At 61.8% G+C, this 18679-nt stretch carries 21 protein-coding genes; 10 read left to right on the forward strand and 11 right to left on the reverse strand.

Features of this window, described 5'->3' with window-relative positions:
• The 3 genes from KUV41_RS15940 to KUV41_RS15950 form a co-directional block, all read left to right on the forward strand.
• Positions 1 to 177 (forward strand): TRAP transporter large permease subunit (locus KUV41_RS15940; protein WP_222486828.1); only part of this gene is annotated, 177 nt, incomplete at its 5' end.
• An 88-nt stretch (positions 178 to 265) separates the two neighbouring features.
• Complete coding sequence (locus KUV41_RS15945; protein ID WP_222238757.1) at positions 266 to 934, forward strand: 2-dehydro-3-deoxy-6-phosphogalactonate aldolase; 669 nt, start codon at positions 266 to 268, stop codon at positions 932 to 934.
• The gene (locus KUV41_RS15950) at positions 931 to 1851 is read left to right on the forward strand and encodes a 2-dehydro-3-deoxygalactonokinase (RefSeq protein ID WP_222238756.1); all 921 of its coding nucleotides are present in this window, start codon (positions 931 to 933) and stop codon (positions 1849 to 1851) included. Before KUV41_RS15945 ends, KUV41_RS15950 begins: the two co-directional genes overlap by 4 nt.
• Before the next feature lie 278 nt (positions 1852 to 2129).
• Here the strand turns inward: KUV41_RS15950 and KUV41_RS15955 are convergent, their stop codons facing one another.
• From KUV41_RS15955 to KUV41_RS16000, 10 genes are all read right to left on the reverse strand, one after another.
• On the reverse strand, positions 2130 to 2438 hold the full coding sequence (locus tag KUV41_RS15955) for a hypothetical protein (protein ID WP_206943606.1): 309 nt from the start codon (positions 2436 to 2438) through the stop codon (positions 2130 to 2132).
• Positions 2439 to 2737: 299 nt separating this feature from the next.
• A complete protein-coding gene (locus tag KUV41_RS15960; protein ID WP_261396084.1) occupies positions 2738 to 3289 on the reverse strand; it encodes a gluconokinase in 552 nt (183 codons plus the stop codon).
• A gap of 88 nt (positions 3290 to 3377) precedes the next feature.
• A complete protein-coding gene (locus KUV41_RS15965; RefSeq protein WP_222486745.1) occupies positions 3378 to 4235 on the reverse strand; it encodes a nitrilase-related carbon-nitrogen hydrolase in 858 nt (285 codons plus the stop codon).
• 60 nt (positions 4236 to 4295) lie between these two features.
• A complete protein-coding gene (locus KUV41_RS15970) occupies positions 4296 to 4472 on the reverse strand; it encodes a hypothetical protein (RefSeq protein ID WP_222486746.1) in 177 nt (58 codons plus the stop codon).
• 281 nt (positions 4473 to 4753) lie between these two features.
• A complete protein-coding gene (locus KUV41_RS15975; protein ID WP_222486747.1) occupies positions 4754 to 5503 on the reverse strand; it encodes an SDR family oxidoreductase in 750 nt (249 codons plus the stop codon).
• Between the two features lie 95 nt (positions 5504 to 5598).
• Entirely contained in the window at positions 5599 to 6906 is a 1308-nt protein-coding gene (locus KUV41_RS15980) for an MmgE/PrpD family protein (protein ID WP_222486748.1), read from the reverse strand.
• 99 nt (positions 6907 to 7005) lie between these two features.
• Positions 7006 to 7887, reverse strand: a complete 882-nt coding sequence (locus KUV41_RS15985) for a glycine betaine ABC transporter substrate-binding protein (protein WP_222486749.1) — start codon at positions 7885 to 7887, stop codon at positions 7006 to 7008.
• Positions 7888 to 7949: 62 nt separating this feature from the next.
• Complete coding sequence (locus tag KUV41_RS15990; RefSeq protein ID WP_206943593.1) at positions 7950 to 8681, reverse strand: ABC transporter permease; 732 nt, start codon at positions 8679 to 8681, stop codon at positions 7950 to 7952.
• A 4-nt stretch (positions 8682 to 8685) separates the two neighbouring features.
• Complete coding sequence (locus KUV41_RS15995) at positions 8686 to 9840, reverse strand: ABC transporter ATP-binding protein (RefSeq protein ID WP_206943591.1); 1155 nt, start codon at positions 9838 to 9840, stop codon at positions 8686 to 8688.
• Positions 9841 to 9948: 108 nt separating this feature from the next.
• Complete coding sequence (locus KUV41_RS16000) at positions 9949 to 10614, reverse strand: ABC transporter permease (protein ID WP_206943589.1); 666 nt, start codon at positions 10612 to 10614, stop codon at positions 9949 to 9951.
• 455 nt (positions 10615 to 11069) lie between these two features.
• Here KUV41_RS16000 and KUV41_RS16005 point away from each other — a divergent pair, with 455 nt between their 5' ends.
• The 7 genes from KUV41_RS16005 to KUV41_RS16035 all read left to right on the forward strand — a co-directional run bounded on the left by KUV41_RS16005 (position 11070) and on the right by KUV41_RS16035 (position 18063).
• Positions 11070 to 11531 (forward strand): SUF system Fe-S cluster assembly regulator, encoded by a 462-nt coding sequence (locus KUV41_RS16005; RefSeq protein ID WP_206943587.1) that lies wholly within the window; start codon positions 11070 to 11072, stop codon positions 11529 to 11531.
• Positions 11532 to 11604: 73 nt separating this feature from the next.
• Positions 11605 to 13047, forward strand: coding sequence for a Fe-S cluster assembly protein SufB (sufB, locus tag KUV41_RS16010; protein WP_206943584.1), 1443 nt, complete (start codon positions 11605 to 11607; stop codon positions 13045 to 13047).
• Positions 13048 to 13121: 74 nt separating this feature from the next.
• Entirely contained in the window at positions 13122 to 13874 is a 753-nt protein-coding gene (gene sufC, locus KUV41_RS16015; RefSeq protein ID WP_206943582.1) for a Fe-S cluster assembly ATPase SufC, read from the forward strand.
• Positions 13871 to 15241, forward strand: a complete 1371-nt coding sequence (gene sufD, locus KUV41_RS16020; RefSeq protein WP_222163672.1) for a Fe-S cluster assembly protein SufD — start codon at positions 13871 to 13873, stop codon at positions 15239 to 15241. Before sufC ends, sufD begins: the two co-directional genes overlap by 4 nt.
• A 2-nt stretch (positions 15242 to 15243) precedes the next feature.
• The gene (locus tag KUV41_RS16025; protein WP_222486750.1) at positions 15244 to 16485 is read left to right on the forward strand and encodes a cysteine desulfurase; all 1242 of its coding nucleotides are present in this window, start codon (positions 15244 to 15246) and stop codon (positions 16483 to 16485) included.
• Between the two features lie 78 nt (positions 16486 to 16563).
• On the forward strand, positions 16564 to 17136 hold the full coding sequence (sufT, locus tag KUV41_RS16030) for a putative Fe-S cluster assembly protein SufT (RefSeq protein WP_222486751.1): 573 nt from the start codon (positions 16564 to 16566) through the stop codon (positions 17134 to 17136).
• Between the two features lie 54 nt (positions 17137 to 17190).
• Entirely contained in the window at positions 17191 to 18063 is an 873-nt protein-coding gene (locus KUV41_RS16035) for a vancomycin high temperature exclusion protein (RefSeq protein WP_222486752.1), read from the forward strand.
• A 54-nt stretch (positions 18064 to 18117) separates the two neighbouring features.
• Here KUV41_RS16035 and KUV41_RS16040 read toward each other — a convergent pair whose 3' ends face one another.
• Positions 18118 to 18615, reverse strand: a complete 498-nt coding sequence (locus tag KUV41_RS16040) for a hypothetical protein (RefSeq protein WP_206943572.1) — start codon at positions 18613 to 18615, stop codon at positions 18118 to 18120.
• Positions 18616 to 18679: the final 64 nt, after the last annotated feature.

The raw sequence follows: 18679 nt of genomic DNA on the forward strand, positions 1-18679 counted from the left end.
GTGTCGTTCCTGTCGCCGCCATTTGGCCCGGCCGCGTTCTACCTGAAAGGGGTGGCGCCGCCGGAGATCAGCCTGAAAGACATCTTTGTGTCACTGCTGCCGTTCATCGCACTGCAATTATGTGTGCTGGCCGCGCTGCTGATGTGGCCCGAGATGGCCATGTGGCTGGTCGATTGATTGACCTGAGAGGGCGGCCTTGGCCGCCCTTCGTCGTATCATGTGAAACCGTTATTTCTCCGTTGTCGACTCGATGAGGACTGCTGACATGAATGATGCCCAGCGCGCTGTGCTTGATGCTGCCATGAAGGAGATGCCGCTGGTGGCCATCCTGCGTGGCATTACGCCCGATGAGATCGAGCCGGTCTGTGGTGCTCTAGTGGACGCCGGCTTTCGTCTGATCGAGATTCCACTGAATTCACCGCAGCCCTGGGACAGCATCGAGCGTGCCGTTGCCTGTAGCCCTGAGAACGTGTTGATCGGCGCCGGTACCGTGCTGGAAGCGGACGACACGGCCAAGCTGGCGTCACTTGGCGCACCGCTGATGATCACGCCGAACACCGATCCTTCGCTGGTCACGCTGGGTGCTGAGCGGGGGCTTGCCCCGATGATCGGCTGTATGACGCCGACGGAAGCGCTGGCTGCCGCGCGCGCCGGTGCCGTTGCGCTCAAGCTGTTCCCCGCCGCACGTCTTGGGACGGGGTACTTGAAGGACATCAGCGCTATTCTGCCCAAGCACCTGCCGGTGCTGGCCGTCGGTGGTATCGAGCGTTCCAACATGGCGGAGTGGCATGCCGTGGGCGTGGCCGGGTTTGGTTTTGGCAGCAATCTGTACAAGCCAGGCCGCAGCGCAGACGAGGTCGGCAAGATCGCCCGTGAGCTGGTGGACGAATGGCAGAGCCTGGCCGGTAGCGCCAGTGCAGGAGCCGGGGCATGAGCGAGCGCCTGATTGCGATTGATTGGGGAACCAGTAACTTCCGTGCCTTTCTGGTCGATCGGCAGAGTGGAGAGTGTCTGGAGAGCGTACGTTCCGATGCGGGGCTGCGCTCGCTGACGACAGCCGAATTCCCCCATTACTGTGAAGCCCAGGTGGGTGCCTGGCGTGAGGGCGGCAAGGTGCCGGTGTATCTGTCCGGTATGGTCGGATCGGCGCGGGGCTGGAGCGAAGCACCGCAGCTGGAGGTCCCCCGTTCGGCGCTGGATCTGGCCGACAATGTGGTGCCCGCGCCGGGGCTCGACAACGCCTGGATCGTTCCCGGTCTCAAGGTGGTGCGAGACGATCACGTGGATGTGATGCGGGGCGAGGAAATTCAGGCGTTTGGTGCCTTCGCCCTGAAAGGACTCAGTAGCGGTGTATGCTGCCTGCCAGGCACCCACAGCAAGTGGGCCAGACTGGAAGGCGATCGCTTGGTGGATTTTTCGACCATGATGACCGGCGAGCTCTATCACGCCGTGCGCTTCCACACGCTGCCGGGAGAGCCGTCGAGGACGGCCGACAACAGCGGCGATGCCTTCGATGCTGACGGCTTTGCCCAAGGGTTGGCAGCAGCGGAACATCCCGCTGGGCTGATGCACGCGCTGTTCGAAGGCCGCAGCCGCCACCTGTACGCGGGCCTGCAGGCTTCTCAGGTGGGCAGTTTTCTCTCCGGAGTGTTGATTGGTGCTGAGGTGCTTGCCCAGCGCGAGCATCTGATCGAGCAGCAGGCCGGTGTCGTGCTGGTGGGGTCCTCGGGGCTCAACCCGCTGTATCGCCAGGCGCTGGAACGCCACGCTATCGCGGTGGATGAGGTAGACAGCGACAGCGCGACCCTGGCGGGATTGATCGCACTGGCGGAGCGTCATCGGCTGACGTAACGCGGGGGGAGTGGTGCTCGTACGCTCCCCCGGGGCGACTGTCCTGATAAACTGCTCTGACGACCTGCCCTGACGACCTGCCCTGACGAATTGTCTTGGCGGATGACTATCGTCAGGAAAAGACCGGCTCCCATGGAGCCGGTCTTTTTGCTTCTAGTGGATGGCGACTGACGGATAGTCTTTGAGGGACCGCTGTAGACAGACAACTCCGTCGCTTAGCCGGTCATTGGGCGGCATAGTTCCAACGGCACCAACGAGAGGCAGAAGCTGGCAGCCCTTCAGGACGGACGGAACTCGCCGCGGTAGTCGGCGCGAGGGTCGGCGAAGGCTCCGTGGCCAATAAAGGTCATGCTATTGAAGTCGAGGACGTAACGTAGTGCCAGACCTTTGTCCTCCAAGCCATAGACAAAGATTCGGTGATCATCCACAGGTGTTGCGAGATAGGCGCAGCTGGTGTCGCTTGGCTGCGATGTGGTGGGCGAGCCATGCAGGCGATGACGCATGCGCGTAGCGTTTTCGAAGACCACGCCCCAGGTCTTGCCGTCACAGCTGAACTCAAACGTCTTGCCTACCATCGGATCGGACATGGGATTCTCCTTGTTCGACGATCGACTGCGAGAGCCGAGGTAGTGTTGGACATATCAACGGGAAAAACGCCTCATACCCCCTAGTCGGTGACAAAGCTGACGGTCGGTGACAAAGCTGACGGTCAGTGACAAAGCTGACTTGTAACGACATGGCTGACGATCAGCGTAGGGATGAGACGAAACATGACGACTAAGTGACAGAGTGTAAGGCGTTCATTACTGCTGCATTGGCGAGAAAGTATGCTCATGCAGGAAAGGGTAGGAGAAGTCAGCGTTTTCCACACCGCTGGTCATCTTTTTCAGCGCGCTGCATCCGGCGATGTCGCCAGTTCCGAGATAAAGCGGTCGATGATGGCGTCAGGGGTGCTCTCGATGTCGCAACGAATCGCTTCGTCGTCACCAGGCATCTCCAGCGTGGCCAGCTGGTTTCGCAGCATATGCTCACCAGCAAAGAAGTGCTGCCCGCGGCTGTTGAGGCGCGATAGCAGCAGTTCCTGACTGCCGTGAAGGTACAGGATCTTCAGGTCCGCGGCGCCGGCGCGCAGCATGTCTCGGTACTGTCGCTTCAGGGCCGAGCAGCCGATCACCAGGGGCTGGCCGTTCTGCCGATGTTCGCGATACAGGCCGGCCAGGGTGTCGAGCCAGCCCTGGCGATCTTCGTCGTTCAGTGGTTCGCCCCGGGACATCTTGGCGATGTTGTCGCGGCTGTGGTAGTCATCGCCGTCGATGAACTTGGCTCCCGTCCGCTCGGCCAGCAAACGCCCGATGTGGGATTTGCCTGAGCCCGAAACGCCCATGACGAGCATGCTCAGAGGGGGAGTGGACAGGCGAGGGCGAGAAGCTGTGTTCATGTAGAGGGGCGCGCCGATGTTCAGAAAGTGAAAGGCGATTCTAGCATTTCTGGCTCGCGTTTTCGCGGCAGCCTGACCCCGTGTTTTGCTAGCGATAGCCTGCCATCAACTCACGTATCAAGGGGCTGTCCGCATCTCGCAGGGTGGGCAGCTCGAAGCGCGCACGGGCGATGGCGGTGCGCGACAGTTCGGCGTGAATCAGCATTTCGCGATCCTCCGCCTCGGCCAAGGTGTCGCCGCGGGGCCCGAGAATCCGCGACCCTCCCCAGAAGTGACTGTCACCCTCTGCTCCGTATCGATTGGCCATCAATACCGGTGTGCCGTAGGTCATGGCGTAGAAACGCACATTCAGCACCCAGTTGTCTTCATTGGAGAAGTCCTCGGAGACGATGCCGGATGCGGAGTTGATCGGCGCACAGAGGACGGCAGGCCGTGCCAGCAGGGCAGCATGAACCAGCGCTGGGTTCCACAGGTCGGCGCAGATCATCGAGGTGGTGCTCCATCCCGGACGAACCGGAACTTCCGTCAGGCGGCTGCCGTGGCTGAACCACTTGCCTTCCTCAAGACCGCCATAGGTGGGCAGGTTGAGCTTGCGATGCACGGCGGCCACTCGACCGTCCTGTAAAATGGCCAGGGCATTGTAGATCTCGCCGGGGCTGGCTTCCTCGACGAAGCCGACGATGACCTGCATGCCGGCGGCCGCCTTGGCCAGCTGGATCAGCCGTGGGTCCTCCGATGGCATGGCCACCTCCAGCACCCTTGGGCCCAGGCCGTAACCGGTCAATGAGAGTTCGGGAAAGACCAGCAATTCCACGCCACGACGGCGGGCGTCGTGGATCACGTCGAGGTGATGGGCGAGATTGGCCTCGATGTCACCGAGGCGCGTGTTGATCTGGGCGCAGGCGACCTGTAGCTGTTCCTGGTGCTGCTTGGCCTGATGCTGCATGGCTGGGATTCCTGAGGGTGGGGGCAGGGCGCCACAAGGTGCCGTAATTCGCTCGGCGGATCAACGTTCGTCACGACTATCGCTGTTGTCTCTGGAAAGCCCGGGCGTGGCGTCGTGGGGGGTATCGCTTTGCTGGGGCGGTTGCAGCTTGCGCTTGAGCAGGCGAAAGCCGATCCAGTGGATGACGCCCAGCCCGACGAGGACCGCGACGATAAGAAGATAGAAGCGAGTGTCCATGGAGGAGGCTCCGTGTGAGGCCCCGGACCGCCCGGGGCAAAAAATGCCTGACAGCACCATCTTCTATACGTCAACACGACCGACGGCGAGACGACCTGGGTCAAGTCCCGACGAGCTCAGGCACTTTTCGTGCAAGCCCTAGGCTCTGTCCGAAAAGTCGACGAGCGAAGGTGAGACAAGGCAAAAATCGGTGAGAAAGCGCAGTTTACGTGGTGTAAATGAGCATTTTGATCCGATTTTTAACGCCGTATTACCGAGCGCAGGCACTTTTCAGACAAGCCCTAGCGTCCTCCGGCGGGATCAATAAAGGTCCCCGTCACATAGGAGGCCGCGTCGGACAGCAGCCAGACGATGGCCTCGGCGACCTCTTCCGGTCGACCGGCACGTCCCAGTGGGCAGCTGGGACCCAGTTCAGCCAGCCGCTCTGGGCGCCCCGCGCGGGCATGGATCTCGGTCTCGATCAGCCCTGGGCGCACGGCATTGACGCGAATGCCACGGGGGCCCAGTTCCTTGCTCAAGCCGATGGTCAGTGTATCCAGTGCGCCCTTGCTGGCGGCGTAGTCGACGTACTCGTTGGGCGAACCCAGGCGCGAGGCCATGGAACTGACGTTGACCAGGGCACCCTGGTCGACCAGCGCGCGCGCGGCTTCCCGGGCGACCAGCAGGGCGCCCAGCACATTGGTGTCGACCACCTGACGCAGGCGCTCCACTGCCATATCCGCCAGTGGCATGGAGGGCGCCACGATACCGGCGTTGTTGACCACCCCGGTGATCGGGCCCAGGCGTTGTCGCGTACTGGCGAACAGCGCCATCACCTGAGCCTCGTCGACCACGTCGGCCTTGACGGCCATGGCGCCGTCTTCACCGGTCAGTGCCTGACAGGCTTCCAGGGTGTCCCGGGCGGCGGCGTCATCGCTGCGATAGCTGAAGGCGACCCGCGCACCGGCACGGGCGCAGGCCAGGGCGGTGGCACGGCCGATACCGCGGGAGCCGCCGGTGATCAAGATGACGTCGGAGGGGGCGAAAGGCATGTCGAATCCTCGGGTAGCGATGTCGTCTGCCTATCCTTGGCACTTTTACTGCCCTTGTCACCTCCCGTCATGTTCGACGCCTTGGACTCGCACGTTCAAGGTTGTCCCAGCACTCTCAACAACTCGCCGATGGGGCGTGTTTCCAGGGTGGCGACGACCTTCTCGATCTCGCTGGCACGTGCGCCCAGCACCGGGCTCGCCAGGGCCTGAAACTTGGCAGAGATCTCGTCATCGCTCAGCGGATTGTGGGGGTTGCCGCGGGCTTCCATGGCAGGGCTCTGGATACGGCGACCATCGCGTAGATACAGCGTGACGCTGGCCCAGCGCTCGGCCGGGAAGCGTGCGTTGTAGTCATCGCATTCGGTGATCGTCACCCGCCGTGACAGTGCCACCAGAGCATCGTCGCCGAGATCGCGACTGATGGCGGCGACGTCGATGGTGCCGCGATCGAGGGCGCAGGCCACCGACCAGGGCAGGCTGTACTGGGCCTGTTCGGTGGTGGTCGGGGCGATGGTGTGCAGGCGCCTGGCCTCGTGGAAGGTGGTGATCTCGATGCGTTCGATATTGTCCACCTGGCGTTCGGCGGCGGGTATGGCGAGTACCGCCTCCACCGCCGGCTGGGCCCAGCGGCACACCGGATAGGCCTTGAAGTACTGCTCCGACAGGTAGTCGCGTCGTCCCAGATCGCCCCATACCGCGGCGTGCTGCTCGGCACACAGGGTCACCGCCGGGGCGCCGGTGAAGCCGTCCTCGGCCAGCAGGGTGGCCGCGACGCCTGCCTGGGCGCCCCAGCCGGAGCCATCCTTGAGCATGGTCGGGTGATCGATGCAGCGCATCATCTGGCTACGCGGACCATAGAATTCGGCGATGCCGAGGGCGTGTTCCAGCTGGGCCGGGGCGAGGCCCTTGAGGCGCGCCGTCACCGCTGCCACGCCCAGTGCGTTCCAGGCCCCCGAGGTGTGATAGTCGGGACTCGAGGCGTGCAGCGCGATGCCGGCCCGGGTGGCGATCTCGTAGCCCATCGCCAGCAGGCCGAGAAAGGCCCTGCCGCTGACCTGCTCGATCTCGGGCAGCGCCAGCAATCCCGGCAGGATGGCGACGCCGGCGTGGCCCTTGGTCAGCACTTGGCCGTCGTGGGCGTCGAGTGCATCGATCAGCCAGGCGCCGTGCAAGGCGACGCCGGTGGCCGACGCCGTCGACGAGGAGAACAGCAAGGGGCGATCACCTGCGTGCTGCACCCTGACATAGCGGCGGGCGTGTTCGGCCAGGGCCGTGTCGGTGGCGCCGGTGGCGACGCCGAGAAGGTCCAACAGGCAGCGCTTGGCGTGGCGGCACTGAGCGTCATCTAGGTGGTCCAGAGGAGACGTGAGGATCCAGTGGATGACGTCCCGGGAAGTGCTCATGGGGAGGTCCTTTGTCGAACTGGGGGAGCCGCAGGGGGAGAGCGCTCACTGCGCGCTGGTGAGGTAGGAATAAGGCCCCCGAACGGGGGCCTTGAAGGGTCACAGCAGGTCGTTGTCCTTGAGGAAGGATTCGGCGACGTCTTCGATGGTTTCCCGCTCTACGTCAACACGCGCATTGAGGCTGGCCATGGTGTCGTCGTCCAGCAGCGCTGAAAGCGCGTTCATCTGGTCGGCCAGCTCAGGGTTGGCGTCGAGGGTTTGCTGACGCACGACCGGGGTCAACGCGTAGGCAGGGAAGAAGCCCTGGTCGTCTTCCAGCACCTGGAAGTCAAAGGCGGGGATGCGGCCATCGGTAGCGAAGACCAGGCCAACGTCGACCTGGGCGTCACGCAGTGCCTGGTAGACCAGGCCGGAGTCCATGCGTTTCACGGCGTTACGAGCGACGCGAAAATCGTAGGCTTGCTGCAGCGGCCGCCAACCGTCTTCGCGGGCATAGAACTCGGCGTTCATGGCAAAGCTCAGTTCCTGACCGTCGTTGACCGCATTGGCCAGCTCGGACAGGCTGGTGATACCCGTTTCTTCCACGCTGTCTGCGCGCATGGCCAGGGCATAGGTATTGTTGGCGGCGGAGGGCTCCAGCCACACCAGCCCCTTCTCGGCGTCCAGCGACTTGACGCGCTGATAGGTTTCCTCAGCGCTGAGAGATTCGGTCACATCGTTGTAGTTGATCAGCGAGGTGCCGGTGTATTCCCAGTAAAGGTCCACCTGGCCGTTTTCCTGCGCCTGGCGCAGCACGGCTGAGCCCATGCCTGCGCGCTTGTCGACGTCATAGCCCAGTCCGTCCAGGTACTGGGTGGTCATGCTGGCCAGCAGCTGTTGCTCGGTAAAGTTCTTGCCGCCAACCACCACGTCGTTGGCGCTCACGGCGGCGCTCGTGGAGACGAGGGCCAGGCCAGTCAGTGCGGTCATCAATGTCTTCATGCTGCATGCTCCAGTTGAGGTCTTGTGAGGGGAGTCAATGGGGGACAAGGGACGACGCTGCATCAAGCGCGCGCCGGATTGACGCCGCGTGGCACGATCACGAAGGCGATCCCCGCTATCAAGGCATCCACCACGATGGCCAGCATGGCCGTGGGAATGGCGCCAGACAGCATCATGATCGGATCGTACAGATCGATGCCGGTGAAGATCAGCTCGCCCAGGCCGCCTGCACCGATCAGAAAGGCCAGGGGCACGGTGCCAACGTTGATCGTCAGGGCGGTTCTGATACCCGCAAAGATCACGTACAGGGCATTGGGCAGCTCGACCTTGAACAGGCGCTGGACCGGCGACATGCCAATACCGGCAGCGGCTTCCTTCAGGGCCGGGGAAACGCCCTTGAGTCCGGCATAGGTGTTGCGCGTGATCGGCAGCAGGGTGGCCACGAACAGGCCAAACACCGCGGGCACGGTACCAATGCCAAGAAAGCTCATGGACAGCGCCAGCACCGCCAGGGTGGGAATGGTCGTGCCGACGTTGAGGACCTGCATCAATGACTCGGCGGCACGACTCATGCTCGGGCGTGATAGCCAGATGCCCAGCGGAATGGCGACCAGAATCGCGAGGCCCCCCGAGAGGAACGTCAACCACAGGTGCTGGGCTGCCAGGTACTGGACGTCCGGCAAGTACCACAGAAAGTCATCGATGGCGCCGCTGGACTGGGCCCAGACGCCGAGCAGGAAGACAAGGATCAGGCCGAGAATGATGCCGGCGCTGGTCAGGCTACGAATCAGCATCCACTCACTCCTTTGGCTCTGCGGTCACTGTTTCGCGCTGTTTGGTGCGAAAGCGTGCGCCCAGGTGGTGGGTCATGGCCCGCTGGGTGATCTGGCCACACACGCGTCCTTCTTCATCGACGCAGGGCAACCAGGTAATGTCCTGGGCAAACATCAGTGAAGCCACCTTGCGCAGGTCATCATCCAGGCTGACCGTGGCAGGCACGTTCTGGAAGTGATCGCGGCAATAGCCCTTGGTGGTTCTGGCCAGGGAGCGGCTGATCAAGCCGACCGGCTGGCGCTTGTCGTTGATCATCAGAATGGAGTTCTGGTAGCCGAAGTCATCAATGCGCTCCAGCGCTGTGGACAGCGTATCTTCCGGCTTCACCGTGCCGATCTCGTCGCTGACCACCTCTGATACCTTGACCAGGTTGAGTCGTTTCAGCGCGCGGTCTTCCCCCAGGAAGGATTCGACGAAGGCATTCTTGGGCGCGGCCAGCAGGTCATCCGGGGTGGAGTACTGCACCAGCTTGCCCTCGCGGAAGACGGCGACGCGATCGCCCATCTTGATGGCTTCGTCGATATCGTGGCTGACGAACATGATGGTCTTGTTGAGTTCCTGCTGCATTTTAAGGAACTCATCCTGAATCACCGCACGATTGATCGGATCGATGGCGCCGAAGGGTTCGTCCATCAGCATGACCGGGGGATCTGCTGCCAGCGCACGGGCAACGCCGATTCGCTGTTGCTGGCCGCCAGACAGTTCAGAAGGAAAGCGCTTGAGGAAGGCATCCGGCTCCAGCGCGATCATGTGCATCAGCTCCCGCGCACGCTCCTTGTAGCGGCTCTTGTCCCAACCCAGAAGCTTGGGTACCACCGCGATGTTCTCTTCGATGGTCATGTTGGGAAACAGACCGATCTGCTGGATCACGTAGCCGATGTTGCGGCGCAGGTCCTGGGTGTTCATGTCGGTGGTATCGTCACCGTTGATGAAGACCCTGCCGGAGGAGGGTTTCACGATCCGGTTGATCATCTTCAGGGTGGTGGTCTTGCCGCACCCGGACGGACCCAGGAGGATGCAGATTTCGCCGGTGGGAACCTCCATGTTGATGTGGTCAGCGGCGACGACGGCGCCCTTGGGCGTATCGAAGACCTTGGTCAGATTTTCCAGACGAATCATCAGAAAGTCCTTGTGGCTAGTCGGCAGACGCGGGCGATGGGTCATTCAACATGCTGGTTGGATGACGGTGCCCGCTCTTTTTATTGGGGAACCAGGTTGTGGGGGACATCAGGCAGCGCTGGCGGCGCCTTCCATACCCTTGGGCGTAAAGCGCTTCTGGATCGCCAGCAGGCCATAGTCGACGATGATGGCCAGCAGGCTGACCGCAATGGAGCCAATGATCAGCTGGCGCGGGTCGGACTGGGAGATCCCTCGACTGATAAAGGTGCCAAGCCCTCCTGCACCGATATAGGCAGCAATCGCCATGACGCCGATGTTAAGGACGACGGCGGTGCGAACTCCCGCCATGATCACCGGCACCGCCAGCGGTATCTCGACCATTCGCAGACGCTGACGGTGGCTCATGCCGATGCCGCGGGCAGCCTCGCGCAGGGCTGGGTCGACGTTATTGATGGCGGTATAGGTGTTGCGAATGATCGGAAGCTGGGAGTAGAGCAGTACGGCGATCACGGCCGGCAGATAGCCGATCCCCTGACCGATCAGCGACAGCACCGGAATCATGATGCCAAAGAGCGCAATGGAGGGGATGGTGACAATGATGGACGCAGCATAGAGCACCGCTTGTGCGACCCTCTCGTTGCGCGTGATCGCGATGCCAATAGGAACGCCGGTCAGGGTGGCGATGCCTACGGCCACACCCACCAAAGAGATATGCTCAAGCGTTCTGGATAGCAGCAAGTCCGCGTTCGCTATCGCGTATTGAATCAATTCCAAGGCAGTTGCTCCTGTTGAGCCGCGCAGCGTCGGTCACGTCGCGCTGTAAGAGGGCGGCGTGCTTTCAGCCCACGGGCAGTCAACTCGCCCGCTCAGGGCGAGGGCCTTCGTTCACTGGCCGTTGATTGGGCACAAGCTTAGCAGAATGCTCTATCTATTTGGTTTGATCATGAATGACGATATGCAATGAAGGGAATTGATGGATCTGATGCATGTCTTGCTGCATAGGTCGTACAAGATGGCTAAGCGTCATTGTTTTAGTGAATGAGAATGATTGTGTTTTTGTATTCATCTGCGTCGATCATGTCGAGATCCTGGCGGCTATCGGGTCAATAGCGTGGTATAGAGCGGCTCGGCTCTTCACATCGGGTTTATACAGGACTAAAATGGTCCCCAATCGAAGCAGGGGCTGAACTCTGCACCGACGAAGAGGGGAGTTCCCCGAGGAGAGGCGAATGCTGAAGCTGTCTCGCATGACAGACTATGCGGCAGTGGTAATGGCGCAGATTGCGCGCCATCCGCGCGAGCCGCACGCCGCGGGAGAGCTCGCCGACGCGGTGCAGCTGCCTCACCCTACGGTGAGCAAGACGCTGAAGATGCTGGTGAAAGCGGGGCTGCTGGTGTCGCGCAGAGGGGCCCAGGGAGGCTACCAACTGGCTCGTGCCGCCTCCGAGATCACGGTGAGCGACATCATTTCTGCCATTGAAGGGCCCGTCGCCGTCACCGAATGCAGCCATGCCGAGGGCGACTGCGATCTGGCATCCACCTGCGGCGTAGCCGACAACTGGCAGCGGGTGTCGCTGGCCATACGCGAGCTTCTGGACAGTATCACCTTGGCGCATCTGGCAGACAGCTCTCCGCTGAAAATGCCGGTTCGCCTGCCGATTCAAAGCGTTAGCCTGGCGGCGGAAGCCTGACCAGCGTCTCATCGACTTCATTACCCTGGGCGGGTGACGCCCGCCGACCGAACCGTCCGGGAGGGGACACATCATGGCAAGTCAGGAAATGGAACAGCTCGTCCGTCGCGAATATAAAGAAGGATTCGTGACCGACATCGAGAGCGACACGATCCCGCCGGGACTCGACGAAGATACTATCGCGTTCATCTCCAACAAGAAGGGTGAGCCGGCATGGATGCTGGAATGGCGGCTGGATGCCTATCGTCAGTGGTTGAAGATGACGCCCCCTTCCTGGGCTCATCTGGACTATCCGCCGATCGACTATCAGGCGATTTCCTACTTCAGCGCCCCGAAGCGTGAAGAAGACAAGCCCCAGAGCCTCGATGAAGTCGACCCCAAGCTGCTCGAGACCTACGAGAAGCTGGGTATCCCGCTGCATGAGCGTGCCGCACTGGCCGGGGTGGCGGTCGATGCCGTCTTTGACTCCGTGTCCGTGACCACCACGTTCAAGGACAAGCTGGCCGAAGCGGGCGTGATCTTCTGCTCCATTTCCGAGGCGATTCGCGACTATCCAGAGCTGGTAAAGCAGTATCTGGGTACCGTCGTGCCCACCAGCGACAACTACTTCGCGGCGCTGAACTCGGCAGTGTTCACCGACGGCTCCTTCGTGTTCGTGCCGGAGGGCGTGACCTGCCCGATGGAGCTGTCCACCTACTTCCGTATCAACGCCGCCAACACCGGCCAGTTCGAGCGCACCCTGATCGTGTGCGAGAAGAAGGCGCAGGTGTCCTACCTGGAAGGCTGCACGGCGCCGATGCGCGACGAAAATCAGCTGCACGCCGCAGTGGTCGAGCTGGTGGCTCTTGAAGACGCCAGCATCAAGTACTCCACCGTGCAGAACTGGTACCCGGGCGACGAAGATGGCAAGGGCGGCATCTACAACTTCGTCACCAAGCGCGGTGATTGCCGCGGTGATCGCTCGCACATCAGCTGGACCCAGGTGGAAACTGGCTCGGCCATTACCTGGAAGTATCCGTCCTGCGTGCTGCGCGGCAAGGACTCCATCGGCGAGTTCTATTCCGTGGCGGTGACCAACGGTCGCCAGCAGGCCGATACCGGTACCAAGATGATTCACCTGGGCGAGGGCAGCAAGTCCACCATCGTCTCCAAGGGTATCTCTGCCGGCCGCTCCAACCAGTCCTACCGCGGTCTGGTCAAGGTGGGGCCGCGGGCCAAGGGTGCGCGTAACTTCACGCAGTGTGACTCGCTGCTGATCGGCGACACCTGTGGGGCCCATACCTTCCCCTACCAGGAAATCGGTAATTCCACGGCGACCGTGGAACACGAGGCCACGACCTCCAAGATTGGTGAAGACCAGCTGTTCTACTGCCAGAGCCGCGGCATCTCCGAAGAAGACGCGGTCAACATGATCGTCAACGGCTTCTGCAAGGATGTGTTCCAGGAGCTGCCGATGGAATTCGCCGTCGAGGCAGAAGCACTGCTCAACGTGACTCTGGAAGGTGCGGTGGGCTGATCGCCCGCGCCCTCCGCCAACCCTGTTAGTTACACCCCGTCGCCTGGAGCGGCGGGCACTGCAAAGGTGTCAACATGCTCGAAGTCAAGGATCTCCACGTCACCGTCGAGGGCTCTGAAATCCTCAAGGGTCTGACTCTGTCCATCCAGCCCGGTGAAGTGCATGCCATCATGGGCCCCAACGGCGCAGGCAAGTCCACCCTGTCTGCGGTGATTGCAGGCAAGGACGGCTATGAGGTGACCGCCGGAACGATCACCTTCGAAGGCCGCGATGTGCTCGAGATGGAGATCGAGGAGCGTGCTCAGGCGGGCCTGCTGCTCGGTTTTCAGTACCCGGTGGAGATTCCGGGAGTCAAGAACATCTACCTGCTCAAGGCAGCGCTGAATGCTCAGCGTGAAGCCCGTGGAGAAGGCGAGATTCCCGCGCCCGAGTTCATGAAGCTGATCAAGGAAAAGGTGTCCTTCATGAAGATGGACAACAGCTTCCTGCAGCGCGCGGTAAATGAAGGCTTCTCCGGTGGCGAGAAGAAGCGCAACGAGATCCTGCAGATGCTGGTATTGCAGCCGAAGCTGGCGATGCTGGATGAAATCGACTCCGGTCTCGATATTGATGCGATGAAGGTGGTGGCCGAAGGCGTCAACTCGCTGCGCAGCGAAGATCGCGGCATCCTGCTGGTGACCCACTACCAGCGCCTGCTGGACTACATCGTGCCGGATCATGTGCACGTGCTGGTCGATGGTCGTATCGTCAAGAGCGGTAATGCCGACCTGGCGCGTGAACTCGAAAGCCGTGGCTACGACTGGGTCGTAGAGGAGTCTGCTGCATGAACCAGACAGCAAGCCAGGGAGCAAGTGAGGTCCAGCGCTTTCTGGATCGTCTGAGCGAGCGCAGCGCACGTCGCAGCGGTGAGCCGACCTGGATCGCCGCGCGGCGCCAGGCGGGCGCTGCCCGCTTCGAAGCGATGGGGTTTCCCGATCGCCGCGTCGAAGAGTGGAAGTACACCGACGTTCGTGCCATCAGTCGCGGTGATTTCCAGCTGGCAGAGGATGCGGAGTTTTCGCCTGCCAGCGCAGCGGCGCTGACGCTGCCAATGGATGCTCATCGACTGACCTTCGTTGATGGTGTCTTTTCCAGTGCCTTGTCGGACCTGACCGAACTGCCCGGCGGTGTTCAGGTGCAGCCGCTGTCCCAGGCGCTCGAGGAGAATCATGAAGCTGTCGGCGGTCCCTTAGGGCGGCTGACAGGCGTGGAGTTCTCGGCCTTTTCTGCGCTGAATACCGCGTTCTTCGAGGAAGGTGCGCTGGTGCGTCTGGCGCCGGGTACGGTGGTGGAAAAACCCATCGTGCTGCAGTTCCTGTCCCGGGCCAACCAGGCGGCGGTGATGAGCCATCCGCGCATCCTCATCGAAGCGGCCAGTCGCAGCCAGGCCACCGTGATCGAGCATCACGTGGGTGAAGAGGGCGCTGCCAACTTCACCAACCTGGTGGAAGAAGTGATGCTGGATCGTGGCGCCCACCTGACCCATTACAAGTTGGTGGAGTCGCCGGAGCAGGACCTGCACGTGGCCAGCATCCACGTCGAGCAGTGTCGCGATGCCCAGTTCACCTCCTTCAACCTGACGCTGGGTGGTGGTCTGGTGCGCAACGACCTGATCAGTGACCTCAATGGCCAGGGTGCGGAAGTCACCTTCAATGGGCTGTTCTATGGTCAGAATCGTCAGCATGTGGACAACCACACGCTGGCCAACCATAACGCACCCCACACCTTCTCCCACGAGAACTACAAGGGCATCCTCGACGACCGTGCGCATGGCGTGTTCAACGGCAAGGTGATCGTCAAGCGCGACAGCCAGAAGATCGAGGCGGATCAGAGCAACGCCAACCTGCTGCTGTCCGATCGCGCCCAGATCGACACCAAGCCTGAGCTGGAAATCTACGCGGATGACGTCAAGTGCTCCCACGGCGCGACGACCGGCCAGTTGGATGAAGAGGCCGTGTTCGCCCTGCGTACCCGTGGTTTGGACCAGGCGACCGCGCGAGGCCTGCTGACCCTGGCCTTCGCCGGTGAAGTCATGGATCAGGTCGACCTGGATGCCGTGGCGGAGCGGGTCGAGCTGACCGTCGCCGGCAAGCTGCCCGAGCGCTTCCATCTGGCTGGTCTGGTCGAGGCTGCCGTCGCCCTCAACGAGGACTGAGCATGACCCACTTCAGCGATCTGTTGCTCGATGTGGCCCGTGTCCGCAGTGACTTCCCGATCCTTGATCGGGAGGTTCACGGCAAGCCACTGGTGTATCTGGACAATGCGGCGACCAGCCAGACGCCGCGGCAGGTGATCGAGACCTTTGATCACTACTATCGCCAGATCAACGCCAATATCCATCGGGGCTTGCACACCCTGGCGGACGAGGCGACTGCCGCCTATGAAGGCAGCCGAGAAACGGTCCGAGCCTTCATCAATGCGCCCAGCACGCGTCAAATGGTGTTCACTCGCGGCACGACCGAGGCGATCAACCTGGTTGCCCAGAGCTGGGGTCGGGCGAACCTGGGACCTGGTGATGAAGTGCTGGTGTCCCAGCTCGAGCACCACTCCAACATCGTGCCCTGGCAGCTGCTGTCTGCCGAAAAAGGTTTCACCATCAAGGTGATTCCGGTCGATGAGCGTGGTGTGCTCGACCAGCAGGCGTATCAGGACCTGATCGGTGAGCGCACGCGACTAGTGGCGGTCAATCACGTGTCCAACGCGTTGGGGACGGTCAACCCCGTCGCCGACATGGCGCGCGTGGCTCATGACCACGGTGCCTTGATTCTGGTGGATGGCGCTCAGGCGGCACCGCACCAGCCCATCGACGTTCAGGCGATCGACGCTGACTTCTACGCGTTTTCCGGGCATAAGGTGTACGGGCCAACCGGTGCGGGTGTGCTCTATGGCCGTGAGTCGTTGCTTGAAACCATGCCACCCTGGCAGGGCGGTGGTGAGATGATCGCTACCGTATCCTTCGACGCCCCGACCACCTTTGCAGCGATACCCCACAAGTTCGAAGCGGGGACTCCCGCGATTGCCGAGGTCATTGCCCTTGGCAAGGCGATCGAGTGGGTCAACGGCATTGGTCTTGAGCACATTGGTGCCTGGGAGCAGCGCTTGCTGGAGCATGCCACCCTCAGTGTGGGGGCCATTGACGGTCTGCGCATCCTGGGGACGGCCCCTGACAAGGCCGGAGTGCTGTCCTTTGTGGTGGACGGTGTGCATAGCCAGGATATCGGCCTGTTGATCGATCAGTTGGGTGTCGCCATTCGCACCGGGCACCATTGTGCGCAGCCGTTGCTGGCGCAGTTTGGTGTCGATGCGACCTGTCGCGCCTCCTTCGCTGCCTACAACACCCCCGAAGAGATCGATGTGCTGGTCGAGAGCCTGGATCGCGTCATCAGCATGTTGCGTTGACAGGGTCATGGACCTGGGTGCGTCGCGTGGCCCAGGTCCATCGACCGGAGTGACTGGCATCGCCAGCTAAGGATGTGCATGAGCGAGTACGATCAGATTGCTCAATTGAGCAAGGGGCAGCAGCTGCCGCTGCAGCGAGACGTGGACGTCATCTCGATCCCTTTCGGCAAGACCGTAACACTCAACGAAGACAGTGTTGTCTCGGTGATGCAGGCCAAGGGCAGCACGGTCAGTGTCGCCTATGAAGGGCGTCTGTATCTCATTGAAGGCGCCAATCTCGATGCGGTAGGGCTCGAATCGTTGCCGCGACCGACCCTGGATCCCGCAGAGGATGATGACGCCATCGAGGCCTTCGTGTGGGAGCAGCTGCGTACCTGCTTCGACCCTGAAATCCCGGTCAACATTGTGGATCTTGGGTTGGTCTATGGTTGCCGCATAGAGCGGCTGATCAGCGGTGAGCGAATCGTGACCATTCGCATGACGCTGACCGCGCCCGGCTGTGGCATGGGTGACGTGATTGCTGCGGATGCGCGCAACAAGATTCTGGGGGCGCCTCAGATCTCGAAAGTGCATACCGAGATTGTGTTCGATCCCCCCTGGAGTCGTGAGATGATGACCGACGAAGCCAAGCTCGAACTTGGCATGTTCTGATCTTCGCCCCAGCGCTGGATCGGATCCGGGCTCCCGCTGTTACTTGGAACTGCCATGCGCGATTCGCTGCTGAGCATCTTTCGTCGTCTATTACTGGTGCTTGGCAGCCTGGCACTGCTGCTGGCGCTGGCCTTCGTGGCGGCCAACGCCTGGATGGTCATGTCCACCCGCCAGCGGATCGCCCCCAGCCTGGCAGAGTGTCGACCCCATCAAGTCGGGATTGTCTTCGGCACGTCCCACTGGACCCGTAGCGGAGCGCGAAATCCTCATTTCGAGGGGCGGATGATTGCAGCGGCCCGGTTGATGAATGACGGAGTCTTGCGGCACCTGCTGGTATCGGGTGACAACTCGACGCGCTATTACAATGAGCCGGTGACGATGTGGCGAGACCTCAAGGAGCGGGGTGTCCGTGAAGTGGACATGACGCTGGATTACGCCGGATTCAGCACCTTCGACACGCTGGCCCGAGCGCGTGACGTGTTCGAGGTCAAGCGCGCGCTGCTGATTACCCAGGACTGGCACCTGCCGCGAGCGCTGTTTATCGGCGATGCGCTGGGGCTTGAGGTGGCGGGGTGTCCCGCACCGGAGAGAGAAAATACCTGGTGGCTCATTCTCAGGGAGTGGGTGGCTCGGGTGGCAACCTTGGGTGACCTCTACCTGTGGGATCGGGAGCCTCGTTTTCTGGGCCCCCTGGAGCCGCTGAGTATCGTTCCCCCGGAAGCGTCACCCGATGCTCGAGATCTCCACGACATCATTGAGGATGCGCTGGAAGTCGGGATATCAGACGAGGAAGTGCCGGCACTGCTCAGCGAGCCGGCAGACACGTCTGGCGTCGATTCTCGCCGAACGTCTCCTGCCAGTTCCTACGCTGACGCTCATGTCGACCCCGTCGACCAGGCCGAGGAGTCAGCGCCAGCTGGGCGCTAAGATACGCGCTGGTGCATGACGGGACATCCGCCATGGGGGACAAGCGCTGAGCGATCAGCGCTTGCCCGGACGAGAGCCTGCGCGGTTGGGCTTGCGTCCAGTCTGACGGCGTGGGGTTGTCGACTTCTGCAGGTCGTAGAGCTCGCGAATCAGTGCGCGACAACCTTTCCAGATGCTGTCCAGCACCGGCTCGATGGGGGCCGGCAGGGGATGGGTGAACAGCGTCGACAGGGACTGCATGAGCACGCGCTCCTGCTCCAGCAGTTCGTTGATCAGGACCTGAGAATCGTTGCCGACAAAGCTTTTGAGGCGACTCCATAACCACATGTAGTCGTCGCGTTCCACGTCGGCATCGCGAGGCAGAAGATCCAGGTGTTCGCGGGCCAGGCTCTGTAGCTCGCGCATGGTCTTCTTACGCGTCTCGAAATGGGGCTCCAGCGCGTCGCGCAGCGACGGCCGCAGGCGCTCGAGGTTGTCCTGGAAATAGTCAATGCTGTCTGCCAGGGCTTCCAGCAGGCTGTCCATCGCCACCTGGCGATTATCGAGAAACATGCGCGTCACCTCCTCCGGTGACGCAAATTGTGGGGCTCTGACACGAGTTTTGCCACCCCTAATC

The organism is Halomonas sp. DP8Y7-1 (assembly GCF_019801685.1).
Taxonomy (GTDB): domain Bacteria; phylum Pseudomonadota; class Gammaproteobacteria; order Pseudomonadales; family Halomonadaceae; genus Halomonas; species Halomonas litopenaei_A.

Excerpts from the sequence above, each read along its gene's own strand:
- KUV41_RS15945 (WP_222238757.1), top strand. The coding sequence starts at position 266 with ATGAATGATGCCCAGCGCGCTGTGCTTGATGCTGCCATGAAGGAGATG.
- KUV41_RS15950 (WP_222238756.1), top strand. The coding sequence starts at position 931 with ATGAGCGAGCGCCTGATTGCGATTGATTGGGGAACCAGTAACTTCCGT.
- KUV41_RS15955 (WP_206943606.1), bottom strand. The coding sequence starts at position 2,438 with ATGTCCGATCCGATGGTAGGCAAGACGTTTGAGTTCAGCTGTGACGGC.
- KUV41_RS15960 (WP_261396084.1), bottom strand. The coding sequence starts at position 3,289 with ATGAACACAGCTTCTCGCCCTCGCCTGTCCACTCCCCCTCTGAGCATG.
- KUV41_RS15965 (WP_222486745.1), bottom strand. The coding sequence starts at position 4,235 with ATGCAGCATCAGGCCAAGCAGCACCAGGAACAGCTACAGGTCGCCTGC.
- KUV41_RS15970 (WP_222486746.1), bottom strand. The coding sequence starts at position 4,472 with ATGGACACTCGCTTCTATCTTCTTATCGTCGCGGTCCTCGTCGGGCTG.
- KUV41_RS15975 (WP_222486747.1), bottom strand. The coding sequence starts at position 5,503 with ATGCCTTTCGCCCCCTCCGACGTCATCTTGATCACCGGCGGCTCCCGC.
- KUV41_RS15980 (WP_222486748.1), bottom strand. The coding sequence starts at position 6,906 with ATGAGCACTTCCCGGGACGTCATCCACTGGATCCTCACGTCTCCTCTG.
- KUV41_RS15985 (WP_222486749.1), bottom strand. The coding sequence starts at position 7,887 with ATGAAGACATTGATGACCGCACTGACTGGCCTGGCCCTCGTCTCCACG.
- KUV41_RS15990 (WP_206943593.1), bottom strand. The coding sequence starts at position 8,681 with ATGCTGATTCGTAGCCTGACCAGCGCCGGCATCATTCTCGGCCTGATC.
- KUV41_RS15995 (WP_206943591.1), bottom strand. The coding sequence starts at position 9,840 with ATGATTCGTCTGGAAAATCTGACCAAGGTCTTCGATACGCCCAAGGGC.
- KUV41_RS16005 (WP_206943587.1), top strand. The coding sequence starts at position 11,070 with ATGCTGAAGCTGTCTCGCATGACAGACTATGCGGCAGTGGTAATGGCG.
- sufB (WP_206943584.1), top strand. The coding sequence starts at position 11,605 with ATGGCAAGTCAGGAAATGGAACAGCTCGTCCGTCGCGAATATAAAGAA.
- sufC (WP_206943582.1), top strand. The coding sequence starts at position 13,122 with ATGCTCGAAGTCAAGGATCTCCACGTCACCGTCGAGGGCTCTGAAATC.
- sufD (WP_222163672.1), top strand. The coding sequence starts at position 13,871 with ATGAACCAGACAGCAAGCCAGGGAGCAAGTGAGGTCCAGCGCTTTCTG.
- KUV41_RS16025 (WP_222486750.1), top strand. The coding sequence starts at position 15,244 with ATGACCCACTTCAGCGATCTGTTGCTCGATGTGGCCCGTGTCCGCAGT.
- sufT (WP_222486751.1), top strand. The coding sequence starts at position 16,564 with ATGAGCGAGTACGATCAGATTGCTCAATTGAGCAAGGGGCAGCAGCTG.
- KUV41_RS16035 (WP_222486752.1), top strand. The coding sequence starts at position 17,191 with ATGCGCGATTCGCTGCTGAGCATCTTTCGTCGTCTATTACTGGTGCTT.
- KUV41_RS16040 (WP_206943572.1), bottom strand. The coding sequence starts at position 18,615 with ATGTTTCTCGATAATCGCCAGGTGGCGATGGACAGCCTGCTGGAAGCC.